Below are 24,516 nucleotides of genomic sequence, written 5' to 3'. Positions count from 1 at the left end.
ATTTATTATTAATTTATGCTGAAAATTATTTAATAAGAATAAAAAAAATTACATAGAATACTTTCTATGTAACTTTTAATAGTCTATAAATCCTTTTAATATTTGACATGTTAAAGGACAATTCAATCTTGCGGAGTTATTTGATTGGTTTAAACTAACATTTGACAAAGGAATTCCATACCATAAAAGTTCATTATCTATCATAATGAAAGGTTGTACTTGATCTTTTTTAATAAAACTTCTATTTTTTTGATTTTCAAAATGCGCTTCACTTATAAATAGAATTGGTATCTCAACTTCATTGATAAGTTTTCGAATTTCAAAAGACATTTCAGATAAATTTGGCATGGCGACAATTATTTTTTTAGTAGCATTTTTTAGATCATTTACTAATTCATTTTTCAGGTCCATTGAATCATTTGAAAACAGTCTTAACCTCTTTGATATACTCTTTGAAAAAACCTTCTCAAACTCTTCTTTACTCACCTTGTATTCATTATCTATTTGGAAATGAATTAACTTATTTATCGTCTTTTTTGAATTTGTTTTACTTTTTATAAATGGAATATCTGCAATATGAATAAATTTACCTCGAGCTCTAGTCAAAGCAACATTAATTAATCTTTCACTGTTTTGATCTGTTAGCAATAATCCAGGAGAATATTGTGGTTTCGTATCAACTGAATCAAAAATGATTACGTCGCACTCCGCTCCTTGAAATCGGTGAACTGTTGCGATTTGTATTGGTAATTCTCGATATTTTGTTTTCCCGATAATCTCTTTTTGGAGTGCCGTAAGTAACTTTGCCTGTGCTCTATATGGCGTAACAATTCCAATTGACTTGACCCCATCTACTATACTTGAAAGAATACACTGAATTGCAATAATCGCAGAACCTAAATTATATCTAGAATTGGTATTTGAATCTTTTAAAGCATATGTTTTTAGAAATTGTGAATTTATTAAACTATTTGCTTGCATTGGAAATGGTCTATGTTTTGCGATTTCCTTTCTTTTTTTGACAGAAGGATGATCAAACACCAATGAATGATAGATTTCATTATTTGTAAATCCAGATATGGCCGGATGCATTCTCCTTTGTTGATTCAATAACACTAAATTGATTAATGGCTCACCATTTTCTATTTTTTGTACAATACCAGTATGGTGAAATAAATCTTCTTGTAGCCATTTTTTCACATATTCATTATGAAAGCATGCTGCAATTGGTGGCAATTGTTTAAAATCTCCACATACAACAATTCGTTTCCCTAATGTTGAAGCAAAAGCGATTTGTGGTGTATACGCCATACTAATTTCATCTACAATGACTAAATCGAACTGTCGTAAATAGATTAAAGGATCAATCGAACATTTCGATAATGTAGTTCCAATCACTTTTGCTTGATCAATCAATTCTTTTTCTTTTTCACGAATTTCCCCTCGAATTTTATTTAACTTATTTTGAATTTTACTTAAATCATCTAATTCTTTTTTTGAGGCTGCACCCCTTCTAGCTTTCCTTAGCATCGAGTGCTTTCGTTCATCTAAATTTTCCAACTCATATTGATTTATACTTCCATTTACTTCAACAAGCTTTGAAGAAAGGACATCTTCGTGTTGTAATAACACTTCATCTTTTGTATACCCATAGCGGACAATCTCGCCACTTTTCCATTTATCTTTCTCTTCTAATTCATGAATTACATTTTTCATTAAAACATCTACTGCTGCATTAGAATGAGCAATTACTAAAACCGACTTGTTTTTTTCGTAATGTTTTAAAATAATATTAGTTAAATTATAAGATTTTCCAGTACCAGGTGGTCCCCAAATATATGTTGTTGCATTATAAAACGAACGATAAATTAGTTCCTGCTTTTTTGAACTTTCTTTCTTCATTTTACTTAAATGTTTAGCAGTAGAATCAGCATTTATTAGCTTCATAATCATTTTTTGTTTACTACGATAATCTTTTATTTCCTCAAGTCTTTCAATTAATTGATCTAGTAGCTCCCATGGTTCATTAAAAAGCTCCGCATATGGAATCGTCGAAGTAATTCTTTCATTTATTTTAATTTCAACTTGAGAGCCTTTAAATGACAATAATTCACCTTGATACTCTTGATTTTCTATTTTTATTCGAACCGGCGTTCCTTCTGGGACAAAAATTTCTGCATAAATCGTAAACAAGATTACCGTACTTTGTCCAATTTGATATAGAGGAGTCCCCTTAGAGAGGGTGTAACTTCTCCCACCATGAAATTTCAAATAATTTCGTTCCGCTTCAATTGCAGTTTGCCATTCTGTAATTAACTTATTTACGTCATTTAGTGTATTTACAATCATTTATTTCACCTTATTAATTTTTAAATTGATATTTAAAGAATTCTCTTTAGTCCTTTTTTTTACGTTAGTGAGTTCCCTTAAATTTTGGACAACATTTTAACAAACAAAACGTTCCTTAACGATCAAAGTTAAACTTTAATAGTAATTTACTAATCATACACTAGTTCTTATAGTTTATTAAATTATTACATCCTATCTATTCAGTTAAAATTTTGTTCTAATTGGTTCTTAAACAAGTATTTAATAAAAAAATATAGATCCGATAATTTAATTATTGGTTAGATAGGTAGAACTGTTTGAATGGAAATAGGTTTACATTTTATATAAGGCTAATGCATTCTGTCTGATTTTTTATTACTTCTTTGCAAAAGTACTTTGGTTATTTTTATCGAGCTATAGGGCAGGTTACTTCAATAAGGAATCTCTTTGGTATACATTTTTATAAGAAGAATAGAGGTGAATAAAAATGAAATATCAAGAAGTAATGAATGATACAAAGTGGGATGAAATTAGGTTAGCAATTTATGATTACTCAAACAATCGACAATGGAGAACAAAGGACATTGAAAATGGATTCATTTGTCCTTGGGATGGTGAATAGTATCATCATTTTAAAATTGGCGGTTATAAGTGTATTGAATGGTTAGAGATAAAGGCAGAGAACGAAGAGATAAGGAATGAAGTTTTAGAAATTCTAAAAAGTATCCACGTTCCTGGGGAAGTGCTTGATGGTGTGATTAGGGTTTATGGTTATGTTGAAATTGGTACTCCTATTGACTATCTATAAAATTTCTTATTGAACTAAAGCAGTGCGTTAGTTCAATAAGATTATTCCTCGTATAACCAATCAAATTCATCGTGAAGTATATATTCTTGATCATCTAAAGTTAAGTAATAATTAGAACAAACAATATCAAATTCTTTATAATCTACACCATAATCAATACCTAAATAAATATGCTTTATATCTTTATTTTTTCTCGCTTTAACAGGTATTCTGTCAATTACATTAGAGTTATCTTACACAGCTGAACGGTAAAATTCACTCCATTCATCCCATTCAAAACTATAAGGAATGTTTGCATAAATAACACTTTCAAACTTCAAAGTCCCTTTCTTTACACGATAGGTAAACCCACCTTCTCTATCTATTTGAGATATAGGCTTTGAAATTTGGAAGCTAATACTTTTTACGCGATGATTGATCTTTAATTCTTCAATCACCGTATTGTATATCTCTAGATCATCGTTATCTCTATAGTCTTCCGTCAATCACACAACCATTTCTACTTTTTTATCTTTAATTCGTTATGAAAATTTATTATTCCTTCTATTAGAAACATTAAAAAAACTGCAATTAGCAGCTCAAGGGTCTTCAACTTATACGAGTTTAAGTATTTTGAAAATTCTATTATCTACAAATATATTGTTTATATGATATAATTACAAAGTGTGTAACCCACACAAGGAGGCAACAAAAATGGAACATGGTAAAGTAAAATGGTTTAATGCAGATAAAGGTTTTGGATTCATAGAGCGTGAAAATGGAGATGATGTATTCGTCCATTTCTCAGCTATTCAAACTGATGGTTTCAAATCATTAGATGAAGGTCAAGCTGTTACATTTAATGTAGAGCCAGGTCAACGTGGACCTCAAGCGACTAACGTTCAAAAAGCATAATAATTATAAAGAAAGACAGATCTTTTAAAAGGTCTGTCTTTTTTTATACCCTAATTAAAGAAATGCATATAAAAAAACCTTATTCATATCGAATAAGGGTGTTCACAAAAGGTATCTCAAGTAAAGAAAATGGTTTAAGGTATTATAGCCCATATAAAATGAATGTACAAATTTACTAGTAAATTTGTATTTAAGTTTAATTTACGACATACTTATTCTGGTCTTACATTTCGTGGCATACTCTCGTAGAAATATTTAAATGTACTCACAATTAAGTAATAAATTCAGCAAATATTGGTGTATGAATAAATCCACTTGCTAGCCTACCTCTCCCCTTAATATTGCACTTCAAGACTGGTTCGATGAAATTTTATTAAAAGTCAAGCAATTGAGTGAAAATATTTATAATTAAGAGCTTGTATTTAATGTCACACATTATAATGTAAAAAAAAGAAGGGTAGAAAAGCGGAAATGATATCTGCTTTTTCTATCCTGTTTTTGTACTACAAATGACCTCATTTACTACAACAACATTAATTTTTCTTATTGAACTAACGCATGAGTTAGTTGAACAAACGGGATTTTATAAATTACTTTTTTTCCATCGATCATCAGTCCAAGGAAAATTTGAAGATTGTATTAGGTTAAATTCATTTATTTTTAAAATCTCTATCGCTTCATCTGTAAAATTATGGGCAATAACAATTTTTTTATTATTCGTATTCCCAAGTTTTTCAATTCCTTTTATAGCATGTGTTGAGGTAACAACAAATCTATCATTTTGATAATATATTGCAGAGACAACTTCATCGCTTGGCTTCATTTGTTCCCCATATTTTTTAGGCAAAGCTTTAATTATTCTTGAAATGGATTGATTTTTGAATAAAGTGAAATTCTTTATACAATATTCTCCTTTCGTTTACTGAGAGCTGATGATGATCAGCACCCAATTTTATTCAACTAATGCATGCGTTAGTTGAACAAGAACTCACATTTCCAATTGGGAAATTCCTGATTATGCTCTAGAAGACACTCTTTCATTATATTCGAATCTTCAGGTAATCTTTTAACCAATTCTGACCACCCAACAAATTCTATTTTATTTGGTAACTCAACGACTCCAGTAATGGTCTCCCAAAAAGAGTCCCAATTTTCATTATAATAATCTGGAAATTTCAGTTTTTCTTTCAATAGTGAATGCAATTCTTTGTTAGTTTTTACTTTCGTTACATCAACTATTAATGTGGGTGCTTCAGTTTTTTTCTTTTCAATTATGTATAGAAAAACAATAAAATAAGGCAAGAAGAATAAAAAAAACAATAAAATAGAACCTTGTAATTTGTAAAAAAAAGTAACTGGAGCTGCATAATGGAGCATTATTAATGTTTTTGGATTTGGTAAACAAACCATTATAAGCATAAGAATTAATAAAAAAGGTGGTAATAGAGTCCAATATTTTTTTCTATGTTTTTTCATTTTATGTCCAGCTTTCGTTATCTAATTAATAAATTTTACCATGTAATGTACATTACAAAACAACCCTAAAGCATAATAAAAGAATGATTAATCAATCCTTTTTTTATGTCACTTACGCATGCTTTAGTTGAATAAGAATATAATCTTGTTGTTGTTTAAAATACAATATTTTTTATAAACAGAAATCCATATAATAAAGCGATTCCAATTAAAACTAACAATCCTACCATTACAAATCCATATATAAAGCCTTTTCCCATTGCAAATAAATCTAAAAACATATTTTTAAAGGTTCCAAGTAATTTATTCATAAATTCATCCCCTTCATAATCTACTAATACTAATATTTTACCATAAAATTCCAAATACTTATGCAACTATACTGCCATTTAGTGCAATAAAATTTGATCCCCTTCTAGTTTTAACCCACCTATTTTAATCATGAATTTCGTCAATAATGCCTGGTAAAACACCTATTATTGGAGGGAATTCATTAATGTTATTATCTAAAGCATGGAAAAGTTACTATAATGATAAGTTAATTGAAGGATACTCAACAACTACTCTAAAAGCATATAAAATACAGGCAACACTATTAATTAAACATTTCGGTGATATTAACATTGCTCAGATCAATACTGATGCTTTGAAAGAGTATCTTGTATTTGTTGGAGAAAAGTTAAAACCTGCAAGTCTAGCACATCGAGTTCGTTTTATAAAATCTTTATTCCGTTGGGCTCATGAAGAGGGTGAAATTCATAGTAACCCCTCCTCAAAGCTAAAAGAACCAAAAGCTGGAACCAGAATTCCTAAATTCTTAACTGTTAAGGAAATTGAACTCCTTCGGGAAGCTTGTAATACACCAAGAGAACATGCAATAATTGAGTTTATGTATTCATCAGGATGCCGTATCGGCGAAATTGTCTTAATAAATAAAAATGATATAAATTGGACGAATCACTCCGTAATAGTACGAGGAAAAGGTGATAAAGAAAGAGAAGTATACTTCAATATTCGTGCTGAAATTTGGTTATTTAGATACTTAAACGAACGACATGATGAAGATCCTGCATTATTTGTAACTGAAAGAGCACCTCGTCGGTTAAGTATTGCTCAAACGCGCCATATAATTAAGGAGGTTTCTTTAAATGCAGAGTTTAACAAAAAGATTTCTCCCCACCAACTAAGGCACAGTTACGCAACTCATTTAATGGATAACAGAGCTCCACTTGAATTAATCCAAAGTTTATTAGGTCACGAAAAGAGTGAAACAACACGAATATATGCGAAACTAAGTGGAAAGCAACGCCAAGATCAATACTGCAAATACTTTTAAAAAAGGACCTGCACGGTCCTTTTAATAATGGATACTTATAAGGCTAATGCATGCGTTAGCTATCCATGAATCCTCAGATTCACAACAGTGAATGGAAGTTTATATCGTACTCCATGGTAGTTGTATAAGCAACAGTCTGAATTTTATTGTAGACCTGATGGATTTCATAATATATTTTTTTATTGCCTACTGACTTAATATGTACACCAAAAGACACTATCAACTATCGGTTCAAAGTTGGATACCTTTATGAAATTCAATAGAATGTCTGTGTTATTTGTTCCAATATATTCATCTTCATCAACATTATAAAATTGAATAAATTCGACCCTATATATGCCACTATCAATCTCTATTCTATAATTTGAACAATTTTTATCTGGTACTTTTTCATCTTCAAACTGCGCTGCCATCGTGAGGCATCCATAGTCTACCAAAAATAATTGATCATCTGTTACCCGTATGTAGCCTACAGACCTCCGAAAGCATTTAGGACTAATTTCTTTTGTTCCAACTTTTACGTCAACTTTCCAAGAATGTTCAATACCTTCTTCAGTCATTTGAAAAACCAAAATATGTCCCTTTTTCATTTCAGATGCAAAATGGTTTAGGAGAATATCAAACTCCCAATCTTCATCCACGAATGATTTATTTTGTTCAGCGTTAGCTATTCCAATAAAGTTGGTATCATCAAATTCCATACAGTATTTCATTGCTTTTCCTCCCTAATGCAAAAAGTATTGTGCCACTTGAGATATAATTAGCTGAAACAATTTGTTTAATATTTTCCCTCTCCCCATATGGCGAATATTTTTTCAATAAACCAATAGGTATACACAACAATTAATTACACTTATATCAATAAAATGAACATCATTTCCTTCTTTTCTTATTAAACTATCCTGCCAATTAGTTGTATAAAAATGAGTAACTTTAGAAGAACCAAAATAAAAAAAGCAGCCGGTCTGGCCACTTATTTATTCCATTTAGTTACTAATAGATTTTTTAGCAGTAGGTATACCACTGCTTAATATAAGGTATTTTCAACAAAAAAGGATAGACCTTTATCATTCCTAGAAACCAACTAAGTTTCCCATCCCAATCTTCTGAATTTCCAGGTGGATGTAAATCCCAACCAAGATCCTTTAAAGTAAAATTAGACTTTGCACTATTCCTTTTCATTGAAGTAGTAACTAAATTTTCTTTATCATTTTTCCCACCTAATGAAACTGGTGTAATATGATCGATTGTAGGTAGTAAATCCCAATATGCCGGATGACATTCATTGTATTTCCAATTTGGATGGAAAGGAAATTCATTAGGATAGATTTCTGATAGTATTCTAAGTACCGGTGGTAATAATACCTTATCTCCGCTATAACGATCTATGAACCTATCCCTTATAAAAATGCTTAACATATCAGCTTTTGAATAATTCCTTTTTACGTATTCAGTTTTTTTAAATGGATAATTGGAATTTAGTAGTTCCTCCCCTAATGCTTTCTTCCCAGATTCAATTAGATCACAAACTTTTGCAATTATATTTGCTTTATCCAATAATGGTACTCCTCTATTTGACTCATTTATTACTATATTTCTATTGAAGACTATTTCCTATACATACTAATTTTTAATAAGTTAATAGCATTTCGTCCCTCGTCCAACTGAAGCAAGAGTTATTTGAACAACTTGATCGCCAGAATTGAATATTTATCTCAGAAAATATCAAAGGTATTATATTAAAATGAAATCGCATAGTTAAACTAAAAAGACGGATTCTATATTGTTGAATCCGCCTTTTTATAGATAACTACATTTTTGGTTTTCTATTCTGTCTAAAATCTTTGATAACCGTACAAACCCTAAAGAAAATTTATTCGTAAATACCTCTTAGATAAGTTTTTAAGAAGTCTCCTTTTAAACAATCGACTAATAAAAACATCTTTGACGTCAGTCCCATCTAGACATTTAAATTCTATTTTAAATGTTAGAAGCTTTTGTGAATAATTAATGTAATCAATATTCGAGTAATAAACTTTTCGATATTTTGCTAGTTTATAGTAAAAACCCGATTGAAATATATTACCTTTTATCTCAAAAAATTCTTTGCGAAATAATATTTTTCCCCTTGCCCTTATCTCATCTTCCGAACCGACTGCACAATATATTTTTTTCAATATTTAGTTCCCCTATTGTAAATTTAAGAAAGATAATTATAACCTAATACTGGGAAACATCCATTTTCAATATTATGAACATGCATAAGAATAAACTGACAATCATATTTCTGACATTTTATTTAAATAATTCTCCTATATAATACGGCATTTGTTTTCGCCACCAAACCCAGTCATGCGAAACATCCCCGCCCCACTCATCAAACCATGCTTTAATTTGTTTTTCTTCAAAGGCTTCTTTTAATGTAAAATATGAAGGTAGTCCGTCTTGTTCCCAATCTCCCCGTCCGGTACAAATTATGATATCTGCTGAACGGTATCGATCAATAAACCACCCGTCATTTTGATTCCATATGTAATCACTTGGTGAATTTTCGTATACAAGGGGATTATTTCCGTAGTCCCCGAAAAAGAAACGCACATCGTAAACACCGCTAAGTGCAACGGTTGTTTGGAAGACATCCGGATGTCTTAGGAAAAAGTTCAACGCATGATATGCCCCCATACTACAACCCGTTGTCATCATTGGATCAAACCAACCTGTTTTATGTTTAATAAATGGAATAGCTTCTGAAATCACATATCGATCATATGCTTCATGGGCTAATGCACGGTTATGTACCGATTTTGAGTCGTGTAGCCAGCTTTCACTATCTATAGTAGACAGTGTAAAAAACTGAACTTTTCCAGATTCAATAAAGTCATGACACACATCAATCATTCCAAAATTATAGTATTCAAAATGAGTCCCCCCAGAAGAAGGAAAAACTAGGATTGGCATGCCACTGTGTCCATATCTGTTCAACTGCATTTCGCGTCCTAATTCCCCACTCCAATGGCTTAAATGTTCTATATTCATAAATAAATCTCCTATCCTTATACGTTTACAATGCTGCAATTTTTTCGTTCATGTACGAAACTAATGATGTCATCAACTTCTTCCTGAGAATCTGCATTAATCGCATAAAATTGATTACCTTGTAGTTCCGCAAACGCATCTGGAATACGCTTTTCAAATTTTACACTGTCGCCAAATCGTTCATAAATAGCATTTGTGTCGTGGTTATACTCATACGCATCACGCTGTGTTATACCGACACAATACTGGTTTTCGCCATCGGATTCCTTAATTTTCCCACCTGTCACTATAGAAGCATACTGATCAAATAAATCAATAGAGTACGCGAAATTATACATATCTATCGTGTAGCCACCAGCTAAGCGGTTATTATATTCAAGTGCAACATAATCCCCATCTTCTAATTTAAAAAATTCAATATGGAAAAAGCGTTCTTTCATCCCAAAAGCTTTTACAATTGATTTACCATAGTATTCAAGCTTTGGATCAATTTCTTTTTGAATAATATAAGCTAAATCCAACTGACCTTTTACAAGTTCCAGAGTTGGCACATTATATGTAAAGCTTGTTTGGAAAACAATATTCCCTTTCTGATCGACTAAACCATCAAATGTACAAAGTACCCCGCCTTCGACATATGGTTCAATGAAGTAGACCTGTTCTTCATCCCATACTTCTTCAAAATTGCGTACAACCTCTTCTGAACATAATTTAAATGTTGCAGCCGAACCAACACCATTATCCGGTTTAGCAATAACTGGCAAACCTAATTCATCAATGGCTTTCGTTAACTCATTTTTAGTTTTAACGACTTTTCCGTCTACAACAGGCACCCCTGCTTTTTTAAACAGCTTTTTCATTTCAGATTTATATTTAACTTTTTTCAAGTCACTTGGTTTATTACCGTATACATTAAATTGCTCACGCAACTTCGCATCAAGTTCTAACCAGTGTTCGTTATTGGATTCAATGCGATCAATCGGACCATGTTTATAAAATAAAAATGCGACAGCTCGTTTCACTTCATCTAGGTCTTCTAAATTATTCACACGATAATATTCTGTTAAAGCGTTTTGTAATTTGGGACCTAATTGGTCATATGGCTCTTCGCCAATACCTAATACATTAACACCTGCTGCTTTTAAACGATGAGCAAATGACTGAAAATTCTCTGGATAATATGGAGAGATCAAAATATAATTCATAAAATTGCTCCTTTATAAAAAGTAATAGTTATCTAATTTAAGTCAAATATCTTTAATCAGTTCATTTAAGACCATTTCTCACTTAAGAAACGTAAACATTCTGGTAAGTGCTTTGCCCAAGCTTTTTCATCATGTACTTCATCTGCAAAAATATTTAAACAAATGCTATCAATAGGAACAGAGCCTTTTATTAGTTGTTTATAATACTTAAGCGAGCAATCGATATATGCCTGCTTCATATTTCCATACATCAATTGACGATCGGTATCATCGCCTTCCTGAGTACCAACTTGAATATACACTCGTTGTTCAGGATCCAACTCTTCACTTGCTATATAATGATCAAATGCTTTACTTGTAATCCAATTGGCTAAAGAAAAAATACCTAAACCACCAATTTGATCTTTATATTCAACACCCATAAAAGCAGAAATATTTCCTCCTAGCGAACTACCAATCACCGCTGTATGATATTTATCCGATTTAGTTCGATATTGCTTATCGATAAACGGCTTCACGACTGTCATGACAAAATTAGCAAACTCCACGCCTTTCCCACCTAGTTCATAATCTTCAGGAAGTGGGCTTTCAGTAATTTTCCAAGGTGTATATTCATTAATTCGATCTTGTCCACCGTTATCGATTCCAACAACAATCATCCTCGGTAAATCAGGGTTTAGTTTAATTGCCGGAATCACTTTCCATGAATATCCGCTATAAGATTCACTACTATAGAAAATATTTTGACCATCATGCATATAGACAACTGGATAATTTTTATCTAGGTCTTCTTCATAATTTTTCGGCAATAAAACACGCACGCGACGTTTTTCATTTTTATAAGCCATATGTAATTGATGTGTTTCTAGTTTTAAATAAAAATAGGATTGATTCATTTTAACTTCCTCGCTCCTTTAAACTTACCTTTAGAAAAATACAACTGCTTAAGTTCTTCTATTAAATAAGTGTTTGATAAATATAAATCACACTAGGAAGTGAAGAGAACTCTTCAATAACTTTATAAACTATTTGTTCTAATTTCTTTATTAACTCTAAATCAATTAAACTTACATTCTAACCAGCTACCTAAATAATGTTTTTCCAACAGGTTAACACATAGTCTGAAAAATCATTTGTAATTAATTCAACGAAAATAGATTAGATTCCTTCTTGAACAATTAAGTCAATTAATGATATAGAGGATAACTGGTAAATGAATATCCTCGATTTCACACTATTGGAAGATAGTTTACTAAGGAAACAAGGTTTATAATATAAGCTATGAACAATTAATAATTGGGATTATCATTTGAACAAGCCGATCTATAGGAACAAATATCATTTTCAATTTTACGGTTTGTCTAAAAAGTTCTAAAATAATAAGAGATAATAAATTAAATATGGGGGAAAGAAAAAATGATTAGAGAAGCTACTCAAAATGATTTAATCGACATTTTAGAAATTTATAATGATGCCATTCTTAATACAACTTCTGTTTATACATATAAACCACAATCGCTTGATAGCAGACAAATTTGGTTTGAACAAAAGATGGTTGAAGGGTTTCCAATACTCGTCTTCGAACTTGATCAAAAAGTCGTTGGATTTGCTACATTTGGTCCTTTTCGAGCTTGGCCGGCCTATAAATATTCGATTGAGCATTCAGTATATGTAAATAGTGAATACAGAAAAAAGGGTATTGCCACTTCATTAATGAAAGAATTAATCTCTATTGCCAAAGAAAGAGAGTATATGACTTTAATTGCTGGAATTGATGCAGATAATGAAAAAAGTATTGCCATGCATAAAAACTTTGGATTTGTATATTCAGGTACAATTAAAAAGGCAGGTTATAAATTTAATAGATGGCTTGACCTGTCCTTTTATCAATTAGATCTTGATGGACCAAAGAATCCTACAGAAGAATAAAATTAGTAATCTATAAAAGGTATGTTTTGAACAATATTTTTTAAAACATACCCTTTCTTATTCGATCGAAAAGCGTTCTATTTTACCTCTAAAGCAAAAGCATAGAAGGCATCGCCATGTGATAAGTGCTCATCTTTTTTATCCATCCAATATACTCCATATGAATAATAATATACTCCTTTATTAATAGGTGCTGAAAATTGATTCTTCACTACTACTATTTCACTTTCCTTATTATTATTAAATTGAGTTAAGTGGATTTCACTTGGTTTAGGATTATAATTCATTATAACTTTAACGTTTTCGCCTGGTTTTACTTCAATCGGCTTTTTCCCCTTTAGCAGTTCGACCGGTCCAGCCGTATCAACGCATTCTCCCTGTCCATTCGATTGCCAACAATAAGTACCTAACTTCGTATCATATGTTTGATCCTCGACTTGAACCATTGTTTTTGGTGGCTTATTACCTTTCATACCATTATTTGCTGAACATCCAGTGAAAATGAGAAAGAAAAAAAGTATCGCTGCACTTAACCATTTTGTCATTTTGAACACTCCCTATTTTCAAATTGGACTATAAATATGACTCGAATTTTATTTTAAACAGTCAATCAATCATTTTTCAATTTTTAAAAACTTTAAGATTGTTCCGTCCTCTTGTTTTACAATAATGAATTTTTGGTCCTCATTCGTCAAATAAATTTTATCGCCAACCTTTAACATATTAGACGAAAAATTGACTTTAGGAATCGTATGATCTTTAACAACTTCTTGTACTACACCAATTTGGTCTTTAAGTGTAATTTCCTTATTATGTAAAACTCCTTCAAACCGATATTGAGCCCCGTTTACAATTAATAGTCCAATACTTACATCAGCAGAAGTACTTTTAGATTCATTTTTAATACCTATGTCTTCCTTTAGCGCGTTTTTAATAGGAGAGTTAAAATAATAAATTGTAAATGCAAGAAACAAAAGAATCCCAACTGAAACAAACGGTTTTCGAATTCGATTATATCCCCTATTAGGATTAGCCTTATTCCATATATGATCATAAATGACGGAAGGGTTATGTTGATCTAATTTCTTCTGAAGAGTGTGTTTAATTTCAGAAATGGGATTGTTTTCCACCATTAAGTTCTCCCCCTTTCAGTTTTTGTTCTACTTTAAACAGCTCGTTTTTCGATAAACGATTTCTTAATTTTGTCAGTGCATAATTAAGCCTTGATTTACATGTACCGATCGGAATATTTAAAGAGTCCGCCAGTTCATCTAATTTAAGTTCTAAATAATAATGAAGAACTATCACTTCTTTACTCTTCTGTGGTAATAAGTTTATCTCTTTCCATAGATGATCTTCCATTTCATTTTTTAAAATCGATTGTTCAACTTCATTTTCAGTTAGAACATCATAATGAATGCCGAAAAGTTTCTTAATTTTTTGTTTACGTATCATATTACGGGTGATATTTACTGTCATTCGATAAATCCAAGGTTCAATAGCTTTAGTTTGATCAAACAGATGGAATTTTTTTATGATACGAATGAACGTCTCTTGCGTAATATCATCTGCCATTACTTTTGATTTAGTTAAAAAGTAAGCAGTACGATACACCAATGACGAGTGATTATTAAACAATTCTTCTAAACAATCTTTGTCAATTCTTTCAGGCACTAGTCCTCCTCCTTTCACCATTTACTCTATATACACTTAAAAACAGATTATAGTTCGGAGTTTTTTAAAATTTTTTCTATAAAATTCCTTTTAAAAAAATGAATAGGAATTATGTTAAGAAAATAGACAAATTTCATCTATCCGAGTTTTTAAAATATTCTTTCGATTAGTTATATAGTATGATAAGAATTAACTTAATTAAAGGTAGGTTTTTTAGAATGAAGGCAGTTCAAATTGATGAATCAAAGCATTTATTTATTGACGATTATCATATGCCTGTTTTAGGTGAGAATGAACTACTTGTTAAAGTTCATGCTACGGCTATTAATCGAGCTGACTTACTTCAAAAACATGGTAAGTACCCCGTACCAAATGGTGCATCACCTATTTTAGGTCTAGAAATGGCCGGGATTGTTGAACAAGTTGGGGCTAATGTTACAAATTGGAAAGTTGGAGATCGTGTTTGTAGCTTATTGCCAGGTGGAGGTTATGCGCAGTATGTTTCCATTCCTTCAGATTTAGCAATTTCAATTCCGGATCATTTATCGTTCGAAGAGGCTGCAGCTATACCCGAAGTGTTTTTGACAGCTTACTTAAATTTATTTGAATTAGGTAGATTAAAAGAAAATGAAACTGTATTAATTCATGCCGGAGCTAGTGGTGTTGGGACCGCTGCAATTCAGCTTGCAAGAGAATTTGGTGCAAGTTCAATCGTTACGGCTGGAAATGAAATGAAACTCGCAGCTTGTACTGATTTAGGTGCAAATCATGTGATTAACTATAAAAATGAAGATTTTAAAACTGTAGTCGAAAAAGTTACTGAACATGTAGGTGTAGATGTCATTTTAGATTTTATTGGTGCATCTTATTTCCATCTAAACTTACAATCATTAAATACTAATGGAAGGCTCATTTTGATTGGTACAATGGGTGGAGTTAAAGTGAACGATGTGAACTTATTACCACTTTTGACAAAGAGAATTTCCATTATAGGGAGTACTTTGCGTTCACAAACACTTGAGCAAAAAATCTATTTAACGAATCAATTTAAAAAAGATGTCTTACCACTTTTTACGAATAAAAAAATAAAACCGATTATCGATACAGTGTATAGCTGGCATGAAGTGAATGAAGCTCATACACGAATGGAAAACAATTTAAATATCGGAAAAATAGTCTTAAAAATAGATTAATTATATGTAAGTTAAAGGGGATAATCATGGTACTACTCGGTTCAATTGTTAATGCAGCAGCTATTATTTTTGGCTCTTTACTAGGTTTATTTATTAAAAGAATTCCAGATCGAATGAAAAACCTAGTAACTCAGTCAATTTCTCTCGTAATTATTGTCATAGGATTTACGTTAGCAATGAAAACAAATCAAATTCTAATTGTTGTTTTCAGCTTATCATTAGGTGCAGTTTTAGGTGAATGGTTAGATATCGAAGCTAAATTAGATAAACTAGGTCTATTTATCGAAAGTAAAGTTCAATCTAAAAACGAAGGTTCTATTTCTAAAGGATTTATTACTTCGACTTTATTATTCTGTGTTGGTGCGATGGCTATACTTGGGGCTCTAGATAGCGGACTTCGTCATAATCATGAAATTCTATATACAAAATCAATGATGGACGGTTTTCTATCGATCATTTTAACTTCAACACTTGGCATTGGCGTATTGTTCTCTGCTGTCCCAGTTTTAATCTATCAAGGATTCATTGCCATTTTTGCCTCATTTGTACCGAATCTAGTAACTCAGCATTTATTAAATTCAATTATTGCAGAAATCTCAGGTACAGGAGGAATTTTATTAATTGCTCTTGGTTTAAATTCATTAGGTTTAGTAAAAATAAAAATTGGTAATATGTTACCTTCTATTTTATTTGCACTTATTATTGTTTGTTTCATTCAGTTTTTCAAATAAGATTACTAAAATGAGCCCCAAAAATGGGCTCATTTTTAAATTAATGGAGTTTCTTTCTAAAATAACCTTTGTCTTTGTGATATAAGATTAACGCTATTATTAATACTCCTGCAGCAATCCAAACAGCTTGATTCCCAATATATTTTGTGGAAAGACTCCCAAACAATGCACCAAATGAAAAGGAAAGGATAATAACAAGAAACTCTTTAAATTTTGTTTTTGCTTCTTTGTCATGATTTACAAAAGCTGTATATGCTGCTTGTGAAGCAATTCTAATATTGCCGGTTGTCATAGTTGAATTGTATGTCCATTTATCTAAATGAGTGAAGGTTGAAATTTGTAATGATGAGACAAAGGAGATGCAAACTGTTACAACTATATTAGGTACACTACTAGGTAATAATCCTACAATCAATAATACACTACATTCTAATAAAAGAATTGATCGTCTATAGCTGTATAATAGTTCTCTTAAACGTGGATGTTTAGCGGATTCAGCAACTAACACCCCTAGAATAAAGGCTATAATAGGTAAAACATAATCCACAGAGTTTTTCCAATTTCCAAATGATAGATTTATTGCCAAAAGAACAAGATTTCCCGTTTGTGCATTGGCAAATACACCATCTCTACTAATAAAAGTATACCCATCTAAAAAACCACCTACTAAAGCTAATAATAAACCAAGATAGACTGAATTTGATGATAATGATGGAATTATTTTTTGTTTAGATTTCAATCTAGTTCTCCTACTTCTATTACTAAACTAAGCACAATCATAACACACTTATTATGTAAATAAATGTGAACAATAATCCAACAATTACATAAAAAAGAATCAATTTCACACTTGGGTTAATTGATTTTTTAAAATGGCTCTGTTAAATTAAAAAGTTGATTTTTGAAATAAAAAAGTGGCTGTCAATTTAGACAACCTTTAGGACTCTTATCGAACTAATGCACTGTGTTAGTTACATAACTTACAGCACTACTTTTTAGTATCTAAGTAGTTGTGATATATAAAAGCTTTGTGCTGCAACTAAAATTATAACTACCGATAAAACAAAGAAGCCAATTGACCAACTTTTCTTTTTTAAAATATAATTCTCTATCTCCGATAAAAACATGGTTGCCGCCATAATTATTCCTATAAGTCCGGAATAGAAAAAATTAACAGGAAATGATTTTAAAGAAAATACAATAAGTACTATGTAAGGAATTAAAAGTATCATCTGAGTAATTGCAATAGGCTTAACCCTGTTCTTAAAAAAACGGTTACTTAATTAAATATTATTCCCTCTCCTCTTTGTCTAAAAAATTAAAAGTATATTTTAATTATACACTTGCAATCGATTACTGAAATTTGGGGGAATTCTAACTTTTTAACACAGAATTTAAAAGAATCCTTTTGCAAGTAAACTATTTTGTTGAATAAAAAAGGCCGTTCATTAGCTGCTTATGATTTTCAAATAAAACATTGCATTAATCGAACAACCGTTAAGCTGCTTCGGTGTGCTTTTATTAATTGTTCTAACTCAACTCATGCATTACGTTAATTGGTAGTAGAGTTAAATAATTTAAAGGGAAAATTTATAAATTGTTGAAATTAAATAATTGGATATAAATACCATTATAAAGAGCTTTTTTGAGCTGGAAAATAGAGCTTATTAATGTGTAGAAGTTTTAAAATGTAAATTATATGTAAGTTTAAGGCAATCTTTAATGGAGGAGCTAAAATGAAATTTGATCTGCAAGAAATAAATATTCCATTTTCTGATTCAGGTCCATATGGGATAGCTGTTTCGCATGATGGGAAAATATGGTTTACTCAGCATAAAGCAAACAAAATTAGTTGTTTTGATCAAAATGGACATTTTCATGAGTATACTGTTCCCACACCTAATGCTAGAGTAATGTGTTTAACAGTATCTTCAAAAGGAGATATTTGGTTTACGGAACATGGAGCCAACAAAATAGGAAAGCTCTCTACAAGTGGTCTAATAACAGAATATCCTTTGCCGCATCCAAATTCAGCCCCGTATGGAATTACAGAAGGACAAAATGGGGATATCTGGTTTACTGAGATGAATGGAAATCGGATTGGAAAATTGACTACAGAAGGGAAGATTCATGAATATGAACTACCTAACAAAGGCTCATATCCTTCTTTTATTACACTAGGATCTGATAACTCACTTTGGTTCACTGAAAACCAAAACAATGCTATTGGTAAAATAACGGAATCTGGAGATTTAATGGAATTTCCAATTCCTACACCCGCATCAGGACCTGTAGGCATAACAAGAGGAAATGATGATGCACTTTGGTTTGTAGAAATAATTGGGAATAAGATAGGGAGAATCTCTTATTCTGGTGAGATAATAGAATATGATATCCCTACACCGAATGCACGCCCCCATGCTATTGCTGTTGGAGAAGAATTTGATTTATGGTTTACTGAATGGGGTTCAAATAAAATAGGAAGATTGACTAGAGACCATGAAATTGTGGAATACACAATTAAAACACCTAATGCAGAACCTCACGGAATTGTTTGTGACAAGGATGGAGCCGTTTGGTTCGCATTAGAATGTAACAAAATCGGAAAATTAACCTTGATATAATAAGAGGTATGTAGTTAGCTTGTTAAATATATTAAAATGAAAACTGAATTGGGAACTCTCGTATTATACCTATATATTGGAGATCAGTTATACTGTATTGCCGTGTATCAAGCAAATGATACTTCGTTGTAAGAAAATGTGTCGTGATTCTGGATATACCTGGCATGCATTAGAAGGAGCAGCAAACTTATTTATTATAGTAACGTACCCGAAGAAGATGATATGGTGACATATCAACAAACTGAGGTGGTACCGCGAAATTGTAACTCTCTCTCAAGAATTATTTCTGTGGGAGTGAAAGTTTTTTATTATATAAGTTTCATTAGGACATAATTTAAAGTTTTCGAGAGGGGAAATTATATGAATCCTATTTTATTAGATGTTCCGTTACAAATAGAAACAGACAGACTAATTCTTCGAGCACCTCTTCAAGCCGGTGAAGGGAATGTAGTAAACCAAGCTATTAAGGATTCAATTAGTGAGTTAAAACAATGGTTGCTATTATTCCAATCAATTCCTACTGTTGAAGAAACGGAAATTATTCTGAGGAATGCCCATATAGATTTTTTGAAAAGAGAAAGCTTTCGCTATCTTATCTATCATAAGGATACTAATGATTTTATTGGAACTGCTAGCCTTCACGGAATTAATTGGAAGATTGCTAAATGTGAAATAGGATACTGGATTAACACACAATTTAGTGGCAATGGATATATGAAAGAAGTAGTTAGTGAGTTAACAGAACTTGGCTTTCAGCTACTTAAATTTAGAAGAATTGAAATACGATGTGATTCTAATAACACTAAAAGTCGTTCGATCCCTGAAAAACTAGGTTTTGAGCTTGAAGGGATATTACGTAATGAAGATCTTTCAGCTGACGGTAAAAAACTAACTGATACCTGCATCTATGCAAAGGTAATTTAGACTAAAATTTTAAAATCTATTGTATAACTAATGTTTTAGTTGTATAAGGAAAAAGGAACTTCGCATGAAACGAAGTTCCTTTTGTTATTCAGTCAAATCGTATATAAAATATGGATAAAGAAATAGAAGGCTCTATTTAAGCAATTCGTTAGTTGCATTTGCATTAAAAAAACTATTTGGTCAGAACAATCTGTTTTAGTAGGTAAAAATCAACTTATTAGTTTCCCAGAGTCTAACGAAAAAAAGAAATGTCACATAGGCACTTCTTTTCGTTTTCATACTGTATCTTCCCCATGCATTTTTCGGTAATATCGAAGGTTTTTCCAATAAGGCATAGCCTTATTGCATCGCTTTGAAGAAATCCCCGTCATCGTAACGCATGTACGTGATCTTGCCGTTGCTATTCACGCTTGCACGGCCTGTCACGGTGAATGGTTTATCAATTTCACCATCTTTTTTCGCAACGAAATTGACCGTGAAATCGTAGTCGCCTTTGCTTCCTTTGACTTCACTCGCTTTTACGTCACTCTCGCTGATCGTATAGCCGCGATTTTCCGCGGTCATCGTATACTTAAACGCGTGAGCAGCAACAAACACATCATACGCTTTTGCGGTGAAATAATCACCATACATCTTTTTGTAATATGTTTCAAGTGGGGATGGGCTACTTGGTTGAGTTACCTTCCCATTACTACCCACAATCGTTGCACTATCGCCCGATTCAATGTGTTTGATGAGCTCAGGATCACTCGTAAACTGGTGCGTAAGAACACTTTTAATGTGCGCGATGTTCTTGTCCTCACCCTTCACATCTGATTTTGACGATGTGCATCCAGTTAATAATAGGATGCTGACCAACAATAAACTAAGGTAAACTCGACTTTTTTGCATCTATCTCCCCCCTTCATTATACTCAGTTCGTTCATCCACTCTATTTTACACTATTTACCAGCTTTATCTTTCATAATTCTACTTTTCTGACCACGCAAGGACAGTGCAAATCGAGAAGTACGTTTTCTATGTTCGCCTAACGCCTTACTCCGTTATGTTTTCGTTAGGCAATATTATTTCCTTCAATTTCAAATACTTCTTCTTCATCAGAATTTACTTCCATTTTGTTGAATAAAAAATGCGATCTTCTATTGAAGAATCGCAGTGCGTTAGTCATAATGAACGAAACGGCTCCATTTTGCTTAACGTAGGTTGCAGTTGGCAATAATGGTAGTGTTCAAAAAGCCTACCAAAACCAAATGTAGAGCTACAAACAAAAGGAGCCGTGTATTATGAAGGATAGTCAAAAATTTGTTGGTTTAGACGTTTCAAAGGAGATTATTTCTGTTGGTATTGCTGAAGAAGGACGAGGGGAGCCAAGATTTCATGGTAATATTCAAAATACCCCTGAAAGTATTCGTAAACTTTTCAAAAAGTTAGGTGACCCTGAAAAATTACTAGTCTGTTACGAAGCTGGTTCTTGCGGTTATAGTATTTTCCGTCAACTATTATCAATGGATATCGAATGTATTGTGGTTGCACCAACTCTTATTCCTAGACGTGCTGGAGATCGTGTGAAAACAGACTGAAAAGATTCATTACGTTTAGCTCAACTTCTTCGAGCTGGTGAACTAACTTCTGTATGGGTACCAGATGAAACTCATGAAGCATTGAGAGATTTAATTCGTGCTCGCTTTGATACTAGGGAAGATTTACAAAGAGTACGTCAAAGATTAGTGCATTTCCTACTTCGTCATGAAATACGACCGCCTCAAGGTGTTAAGAATTGGACGGTCAAATATCGTACTTGGTTAAATTCACTTACATTTGAAAAACCTGCATTACGAATTGTTTTCCAAGAATATTTTCATTCTATTTACGAAGTTGAAGAAAGAATGAAACGGATTGAAACCCAAATTCATGAGGAAGCGATTAAGAGCGAACATGCACCAGTCATTCAAGCACTTCAAACACTTAGAGGCGTTGCCGAAATCACAGCTGTTACACTCGTTGCTGAAATAGGATCGTTCTCTCGTTTTTCAAATCCAAGACAATTAATGTCTTATTCAGGCTTAGTCCCTAAAGAATACTCTAGTGGATCAAATCGTTGGCAAGGTTCTATAACGAAAGTTGGAAATTCTCACATTCGTCGTGCTTTAGTAGAATGTTCCTGGTCTTATCGTCATCGTCCATCTCTCAAAGGTGAATTAAAGAAAAGACAAATTGGTCAACCAATTGAAGCACAGAGAATATCCTGGAAAGCGCAACACCGTCTCAATTTAAAATATAATCGAATCACTTCTAGAGGAAAAACTGGTAAATTCGCAGTAGTCGCAGTCGCTCGAGAATTACTTGGATTTATATGGGCAATTGGTTGTAGTATCGAAGAGTCACAATTAACTAATCCAAAAGTAGCTTAAAAACTAAATTTCATCTAAAAAATATTAATTTAATAGAGTCTAAAAAGATTGAAATTTTGGCTCGGAGGCAAATCCGGCAAGGAGAACCCTCTTGTTCAACTATGTACTAGGTATAATAACTGAACGTACGCCGTTAGTCCGAGGCAGCTCCGTAACGGATAGAATGAAATGTGGTAACCAACCCACGCATATCAGACTGTAAACCACCGTTAATATTTTTGCCTTCGTGCCAAGATTTTAAGGATAACTATTCTTTATCTTTGAAAACTAAATACTACTTTTCTAAATTATTTAGAAAGATTTTTCACAGACTTAGTTAACCAGTTTTGAAAAAAACTAAGTTGGTAGTCTTACAATAAGTCTGTCCAAAAACAGATAAAACCCTAATTTTAAAACCATTTGGGTATGGTGATTTGACATTTTCGTTCATATCAGTTGAATAAGATTTTTTTATAAACCTACCAGCATATACTCTATTAAATCAATAAAATTGGTTCGAATTCCAAATTTCTATCTAACTTATTTTTCTTAACTAACTGGAAAAAATCTTGAGAAATGAAAATTAACCTTGCACACATATGACCGTCGCCAAATGTTTCAGCAGACTTAATAATGTCTACATCTACATTTTCAAATACACTTTTCTGATATTTAAACCCTTTTCCGCTATAAATAAATTTGGTTCCTCCACATTTATTACAGCGTATTGTATTTGCTATTGTATCACTATCTTCTAACATTCCAGGTTTAAGTTGATCATTAATATACAGTTGGTGTACATCATCAAGTATTACATTATCTTTGGCATTTTTTTTAACTTCATAAAAATCAAAACCTTTTAGTTTACTCTTTTGCAATTCGTCCTTCGCTTTACTACTAATAAATAATTCATCTTCAATCCAGTTAAGCATAAGAAAATTCTTACTAGACCATTTAGGTGACTTTTTCATTCTAAAACTGTCTTTTTGGACTAGACCACAACCACAACTATCACATAAATTTTCATCATTGAAGGTAATGTGTTTATACGCCATATCTCCCTCTGGTTGAGGGTATTCCCATCTCCATTTACTTCTTACGCTTAGCCATTTAGCATTATTAAACTCATTGGTTGAACTAAAGATGGTATGTCGTACCGATCGGTGATTTGTTTTATTTCCTCCCAATGTTCATTATCTTCAAATACTTCAAAAACAACAATTCCGTAAGAATTATCAAAGAAAATTTCATGTGATTTTAGAAAGAATTCGATCTTTTTATTCCCTTCATTAAGCGCAAATCTGTGTTTATATCTCATTTTTTTCTCCAAGTTAAACCAATTTTATTTACTCAAATATTATCATATTATTTTTAAATTTATTAATAAAAAAATTACAACGTTTTAAGGAAACAAACTCCATTTTCACATAAAAAAAATCGACTAAAAAGTCGATCACGTTGTTAAACTAATGCATGCGTTAGTTAGATTTTAATTATTATCTCTCCAAGTCTAAAAGCATCAAACAATAAAAAAATGGAAAAATTAATAATTAAAAAATAAAAATTGATTTGGACATTTTGTGTTTAAATAAAGAAATAGTATTTAAAAGGATACCAAATCCTATGCACAAATGTGATACCAAATATATAACTTCATTATGAATTAAGAAATCGTAGATAGTAAGAGCCATTCCAATTGTTAATAATAGTAAAATCAAATTTTTTTTCAATTATTTCTCTTCTTTCTCATCATTCATCTAAATCTCCTGAAATGCAGATTTCCAATTAATCACGATTTATTACCTCTAAAAAATATATCAAGTATAAACTCTATTTTTTATTACTATATCAAGAGAAACGTAATTTGTAATTTGGGGGATTTTTACCTCTTTCCATAGAATTTTCAATTTTTTTATTCAACTGATATGAACGAAACTGTCAAATCACCCTACCCAAATGGTTTTAAAA

Annotated in this window: 27 protein-coding genes and 1 pseudogene; 11 read left to right on the top strand and 17 right to left on the bottom strand. The window is 31.8% G+C overall.

Annotation, left to right across the window (positions count from 1 at the left end):
* Positions 1 to 75 precede the first annotated feature (75 nt).
* Positions 76 to 2,349: a DEAD/DEAH box helicase gene (locus CN946_RS16605; protein WP_098862168.1), complete on the bottom strand. Its 2,274-nt coding sequence runs from the start codon at positions 2,347 to 2,349 to the stop codon at positions 76 to 78.
* A 466-nt stretch (positions 2,350 to 2,815) separates the two neighbouring features.
* Between CN946_RS16605 and CN946_RS23865 the strand changes: the two genes are divergently transcribed.
* Both CN946_RS23865 and CN946_RS24050 read left to right on the top strand, forming a co-directional pair.
* Positions 2,816 to 2,950, top strand: coding sequence for a hypothetical protein (locus CN946_RS23865; protein WP_286133961.1), 135 nt, complete (start codon positions 2,816 to 2,818; stop codon positions 2,948 to 2,950).
* A 15-nt stretch (positions 2,951 to 2,965) separates the two neighbouring features.
* Positions 2,966 to 3,136 (top strand): DUF6678 family protein, encoded by a 171-nt coding sequence (locus CN946_RS24050; RefSeq protein WP_353616201.1) that lies wholly within the window; start codon positions 2,966 to 2,968, stop codon positions 3,134 to 3,136.
* Between the two features lie 233 nt (positions 3,137 to 3,369).
* Here the strand turns inward: CN946_RS24050 and CN946_RS16600 are convergent, their stop codons facing one another.
* The gene (locus tag CN946_RS16600; protein WP_141546934.1) at positions 3,370 to 3,621 is read right to left on the bottom strand and encodes a hypothetical protein; all 252 of its coding nucleotides are present in this window, start codon (positions 3,619 to 3,621) and stop codon (positions 3,370 to 3,372) included.
* A 208-nt stretch (positions 3,622 to 3,829) separates the two neighbouring features.
* Between CN946_RS16600 and CN946_RS16595 the strand changes: the two genes are divergently transcribed.
* Positions 3,830 to 4,030 (top strand): cold-shock protein, encoded by a 201-nt coding sequence (locus tag CN946_RS16595; protein ID WP_098861363.1) that lies wholly within the window; start codon positions 3,830 to 3,832, stop codon positions 4,028 to 4,030.
* Positions 4,031 to 4,613: 583 nt separating this feature from the next.
* Here CN946_RS16595 and CN946_RS16590 read toward each other — a convergent pair.
* From CN946_RS16590 to CN946_RS16580, 3 genes are all read right to left on the bottom strand, one after another.
* Complete coding sequence (locus tag CN946_RS16590; protein ID WP_098862166.1) at positions 4,614 to 4,853, bottom strand: hypothetical protein; 240 nt, start codon at positions 4,851 to 4,853, stop codon at positions 4,614 to 4,616.
* A gap of 149 nt (positions 4,854 to 5,002) precedes the next feature.
* Positions 5,003 to 5,506, bottom strand: a complete 504-nt coding sequence (locus CN946_RS24115) for a barstar family protein (RefSeq protein WP_483295399.1) — start codon at positions 5,504 to 5,506, stop codon at positions 5,003 to 5,005.
* Between the two features lie 155 nt (positions 5,507 to 5,661).
* On the bottom strand, positions 5,662 to 5,817 hold the full coding sequence (locus CN946_RS16580) for a hypothetical protein (RefSeq protein WP_176547355.1): 156 nt from the start codon (positions 5,815 to 5,817) through the stop codon (positions 5,662 to 5,664).
* Between the two features lie 185 nt (positions 5,818 to 6,002).
* Here CN946_RS16580 and CN946_RS16575 point away from each other — a divergent pair, with 185 nt between their 5' ends.
* On the top strand, positions 6,003 to 6,842 hold the full coding sequence (locus tag CN946_RS16575) for a tyrosine-type recombinase/integrase (RefSeq protein WP_098862164.1): 840 nt from the start codon (positions 6,003 to 6,005) through the stop codon (positions 6,840 to 6,842).
* A 194-nt stretch (positions 6,843 to 7,036) separates the two neighbouring features.
* Here the strand turns inward: CN946_RS16575 and CN946_RS16570 are convergent, their stop codons facing one another.
* From CN946_RS16570 to CN946_RS16545, 5 genes are all read right to left on the bottom strand, one after another.
* Entirely contained in the window at positions 7,037 to 7,543 is a 507-nt protein-coding gene (locus CN946_RS16570; protein WP_176547356.1) for a hypothetical protein, read from the bottom strand.
* Positions 7,544 to 7,847: 304 nt separating this feature from the next.
* Positions 7,848 to 8,399, bottom strand: a complete 552-nt coding sequence (locus CN946_RS16565) for an HNH endonuclease (protein WP_098862162.1) — start codon at positions 8,397 to 8,399, stop codon at positions 7,848 to 7,850.
* A 738-nt stretch (positions 8,400 to 9,137) separates the two neighbouring features.
* Positions 9,138 to 9,878 (bottom strand): esterase family protein, encoded by a 741-nt coding sequence (locus CN946_RS16555; RefSeq protein WP_098862160.1) that lies wholly within the window; start codon positions 9,876 to 9,878, stop codon positions 9,138 to 9,140.
* Positions 9,879 to 9,895: 17 nt separating this feature from the next.
* Positions 9,896 to 11,083, bottom strand: coding sequence for an ATP-grasp domain-containing protein (locus tag CN946_RS16550; protein WP_098862159.1), 1,188 nt, complete (start codon positions 11,081 to 11,083; stop codon positions 9,896 to 9,898).
* Positions 11,084 to 11,148: 65 nt separating this feature from the next.
* Complete coding sequence (locus CN946_RS16545; protein WP_098862158.1) at positions 11,149 to 11,979, bottom strand: alpha/beta hydrolase; 831 nt, start codon at positions 11,977 to 11,979, stop codon at positions 11,149 to 11,151.
* A 520-nt stretch (positions 11,980 to 12,499) separates the two neighbouring features.
* Here CN946_RS16545 and CN946_RS16540 point away from each other — a divergent pair.
* Complete coding sequence (locus CN946_RS16540; RefSeq protein WP_098862157.1) at positions 12,500 to 13,012, top strand: GNAT family N-acetyltransferase; 513 nt, start codon at positions 12,500 to 12,502, stop codon at positions 13,010 to 13,012.
* A 77-nt stretch (positions 13,013 to 13,089) separates the two neighbouring features.
* Here the strand turns inward: CN946_RS16540 and CN946_RS16535 are convergent, their stop codons facing one another.
* From CN946_RS16535 to CN946_RS16525, 3 genes are all read right to left on the bottom strand, one after another.
* A complete protein-coding gene (locus CN946_RS16535) occupies positions 13,090 to 13,557 on the bottom strand; it encodes a hypothetical protein (RefSeq protein ID WP_176547354.1) in 468 nt (155 codons plus the stop codon).
* 69 nt (positions 13,558 to 13,626) lie between these two features.
* The gene (locus CN946_RS16530) at positions 13,627 to 14,145 is read right to left on the bottom strand and encodes a hypothetical protein (protein ID WP_098862156.1); all 519 of its coding nucleotides are present in this window, start codon (positions 14,143 to 14,145) and stop codon (positions 13,627 to 13,629) included.
* Positions 14,120 to 14,686 carry an RNA polymerase sigma factor gene (locus CN946_RS16525; protein WP_286133960.1) on the bottom strand — a complete coding sequence of 189 codons (567 nt, stop codon included), beginning with the start codon at positions 14,684 to 14,686 and terminating at the stop codon, positions 14,120 to 14,122. The genes CN946_RS16530 and CN946_RS16525 overlap by 26 nt, the downstream gene beginning before the upstream one ends.
* 218 nt (positions 14,687 to 14,904) lie before the next feature.
* On the opposite strand from CN946_RS16525, the gene CN946_RS16520 reads away from it, so the two are divergent.
* Together CN946_RS16520 and CN946_RS16515 are read left to right on the top strand one after the other, a co-directional pair.
* Entirely contained in the window at positions 14,905 to 15,879 is a 975-nt protein-coding gene (locus tag CN946_RS16520; protein WP_098862154.1) for an NAD(P)H-quinone oxidoreductase, read from the top strand.
* Positions 15,880 to 15,905: 26 nt separating this feature from the next.
* Positions 15,906 to 16,610: a DUF554 domain-containing protein gene (locus tag CN946_RS16515; protein ID WP_098862153.1), complete on the top strand. Its 705-nt coding sequence runs from the start codon at positions 15,906 to 15,908 to the stop codon at positions 16,608 to 16,610.
* A gap of 40 nt (positions 16,611 to 16,650) precedes the next feature.
* On the opposite strand, the gene CN946_RS16510 is transcribed toward CN946_RS16515, so the two are convergent.
* The gene (locus tag CN946_RS16510) at positions 16,651 to 17,349 is read right to left on the bottom strand and encodes a YoaK family protein (RefSeq protein WP_098862152.1); all 699 of its coding nucleotides are present in this window, start codon (positions 17,347 to 17,349) and stop codon (positions 16,651 to 16,653) included.
* A 997-nt stretch (positions 17,350 to 18,346) separates the two neighbouring features.
* Here CN946_RS16510 and CN946_RS16505 point away from each other — a divergent pair.
* Both CN946_RS16505 and CN946_RS16500 read left to right on the top strand, forming a co-directional pair.
* Positions 18,347 to 19,234, top strand: a complete 888-nt coding sequence (locus CN946_RS16505; RefSeq protein WP_098862151.1) for a Vgb family protein — start codon at positions 18,347 to 18,349, stop codon at positions 19,232 to 19,234.
* 360 nt (positions 19,235 to 19,594) lie between these two features.
* Entirely contained in the window at positions 19,595 to 20,158 is a 564-nt protein-coding gene (locus CN946_RS16500; RefSeq protein WP_098862150.1) for a GNAT family N-acetyltransferase, read from the top strand.
* A gap of 339 nt (positions 20,159 to 20,497) precedes the next feature.
* On the opposite strand, the gene CN946_RS16495 is transcribed toward CN946_RS16500, so the two are convergent.
* Positions 20,498 to 21,049 carry a hypothetical protein gene (locus tag CN946_RS16495; RefSeq protein ID WP_098862149.1) on the bottom strand — a complete coding sequence of 184 codons (552 nt, stop codon included), beginning with the start codon at positions 21,047 to 21,049 and terminating at the stop codon, positions 20,498 to 20,500.
* Between the two features lie 392 nt (positions 21,050 to 21,441).
* Here CN946_RS16495 and CN946_RS23860 point away from each other — a divergent pair, with 392 nt between their 5' ends.
* Both CN946_RS23860 and CN946_RS16490 read left to right on the top strand, forming a co-directional pair.
* Complete coding sequence (locus CN946_RS23860; protein ID WP_286133959.1) at positions 21,442 to 21,738, top strand: hypothetical protein; 297 nt, start codon at positions 21,442 to 21,444, stop codon at positions 21,736 to 21,738.
* 12 nt (positions 21,739 to 21,750) lie between these two features.
* Positions 21,751 to 22,569 (top strand): annotated as a pseudogene (locus CN946_RS16490) (IS110 family RNA-guided transposase); the annotation flags it as partial.
* A gap of 476 nt (positions 22,570 to 23,045) precedes the next feature.
* Here the strand turns inward: CN946_RS16490 and CN946_RS16485 are convergent.
* Together CN946_RS16485 and CN946_RS16480 are read right to left on the bottom strand one after the other, a co-directional pair.
* Positions 23,046 to 23,603, bottom strand: a complete 558-nt coding sequence (locus CN946_RS16485) for a hypothetical protein (protein WP_098862148.1) — start codon at positions 23,601 to 23,603, stop codon at positions 23,046 to 23,048.
* Between the two features lie 47 nt (positions 23,604 to 23,650).
* Positions 23,651 to 23,866, bottom strand: coding sequence for a hypothetical protein (locus tag CN946_RS16480; protein ID WP_098862147.1), 216 nt, complete (start codon positions 23,864 to 23,866; stop codon positions 23,651 to 23,653).
* Between the last annotated feature and the right edge of the window lie 650 nt (positions 23,867 to 24,516).

It is taken from the genome of Bacillus sp. AFS053548 (assembly GCF_002575105.1).
Lineage (GTDB): Bacteria > Bacillota > Bacilli > Bacillales > Bacillaceae_G > Gottfriedia.
The sequence above is the reverse complement of the archived record's forward strand: the minus strand, read 5'-3'. Positions and strand labels throughout refer to the sequence as shown.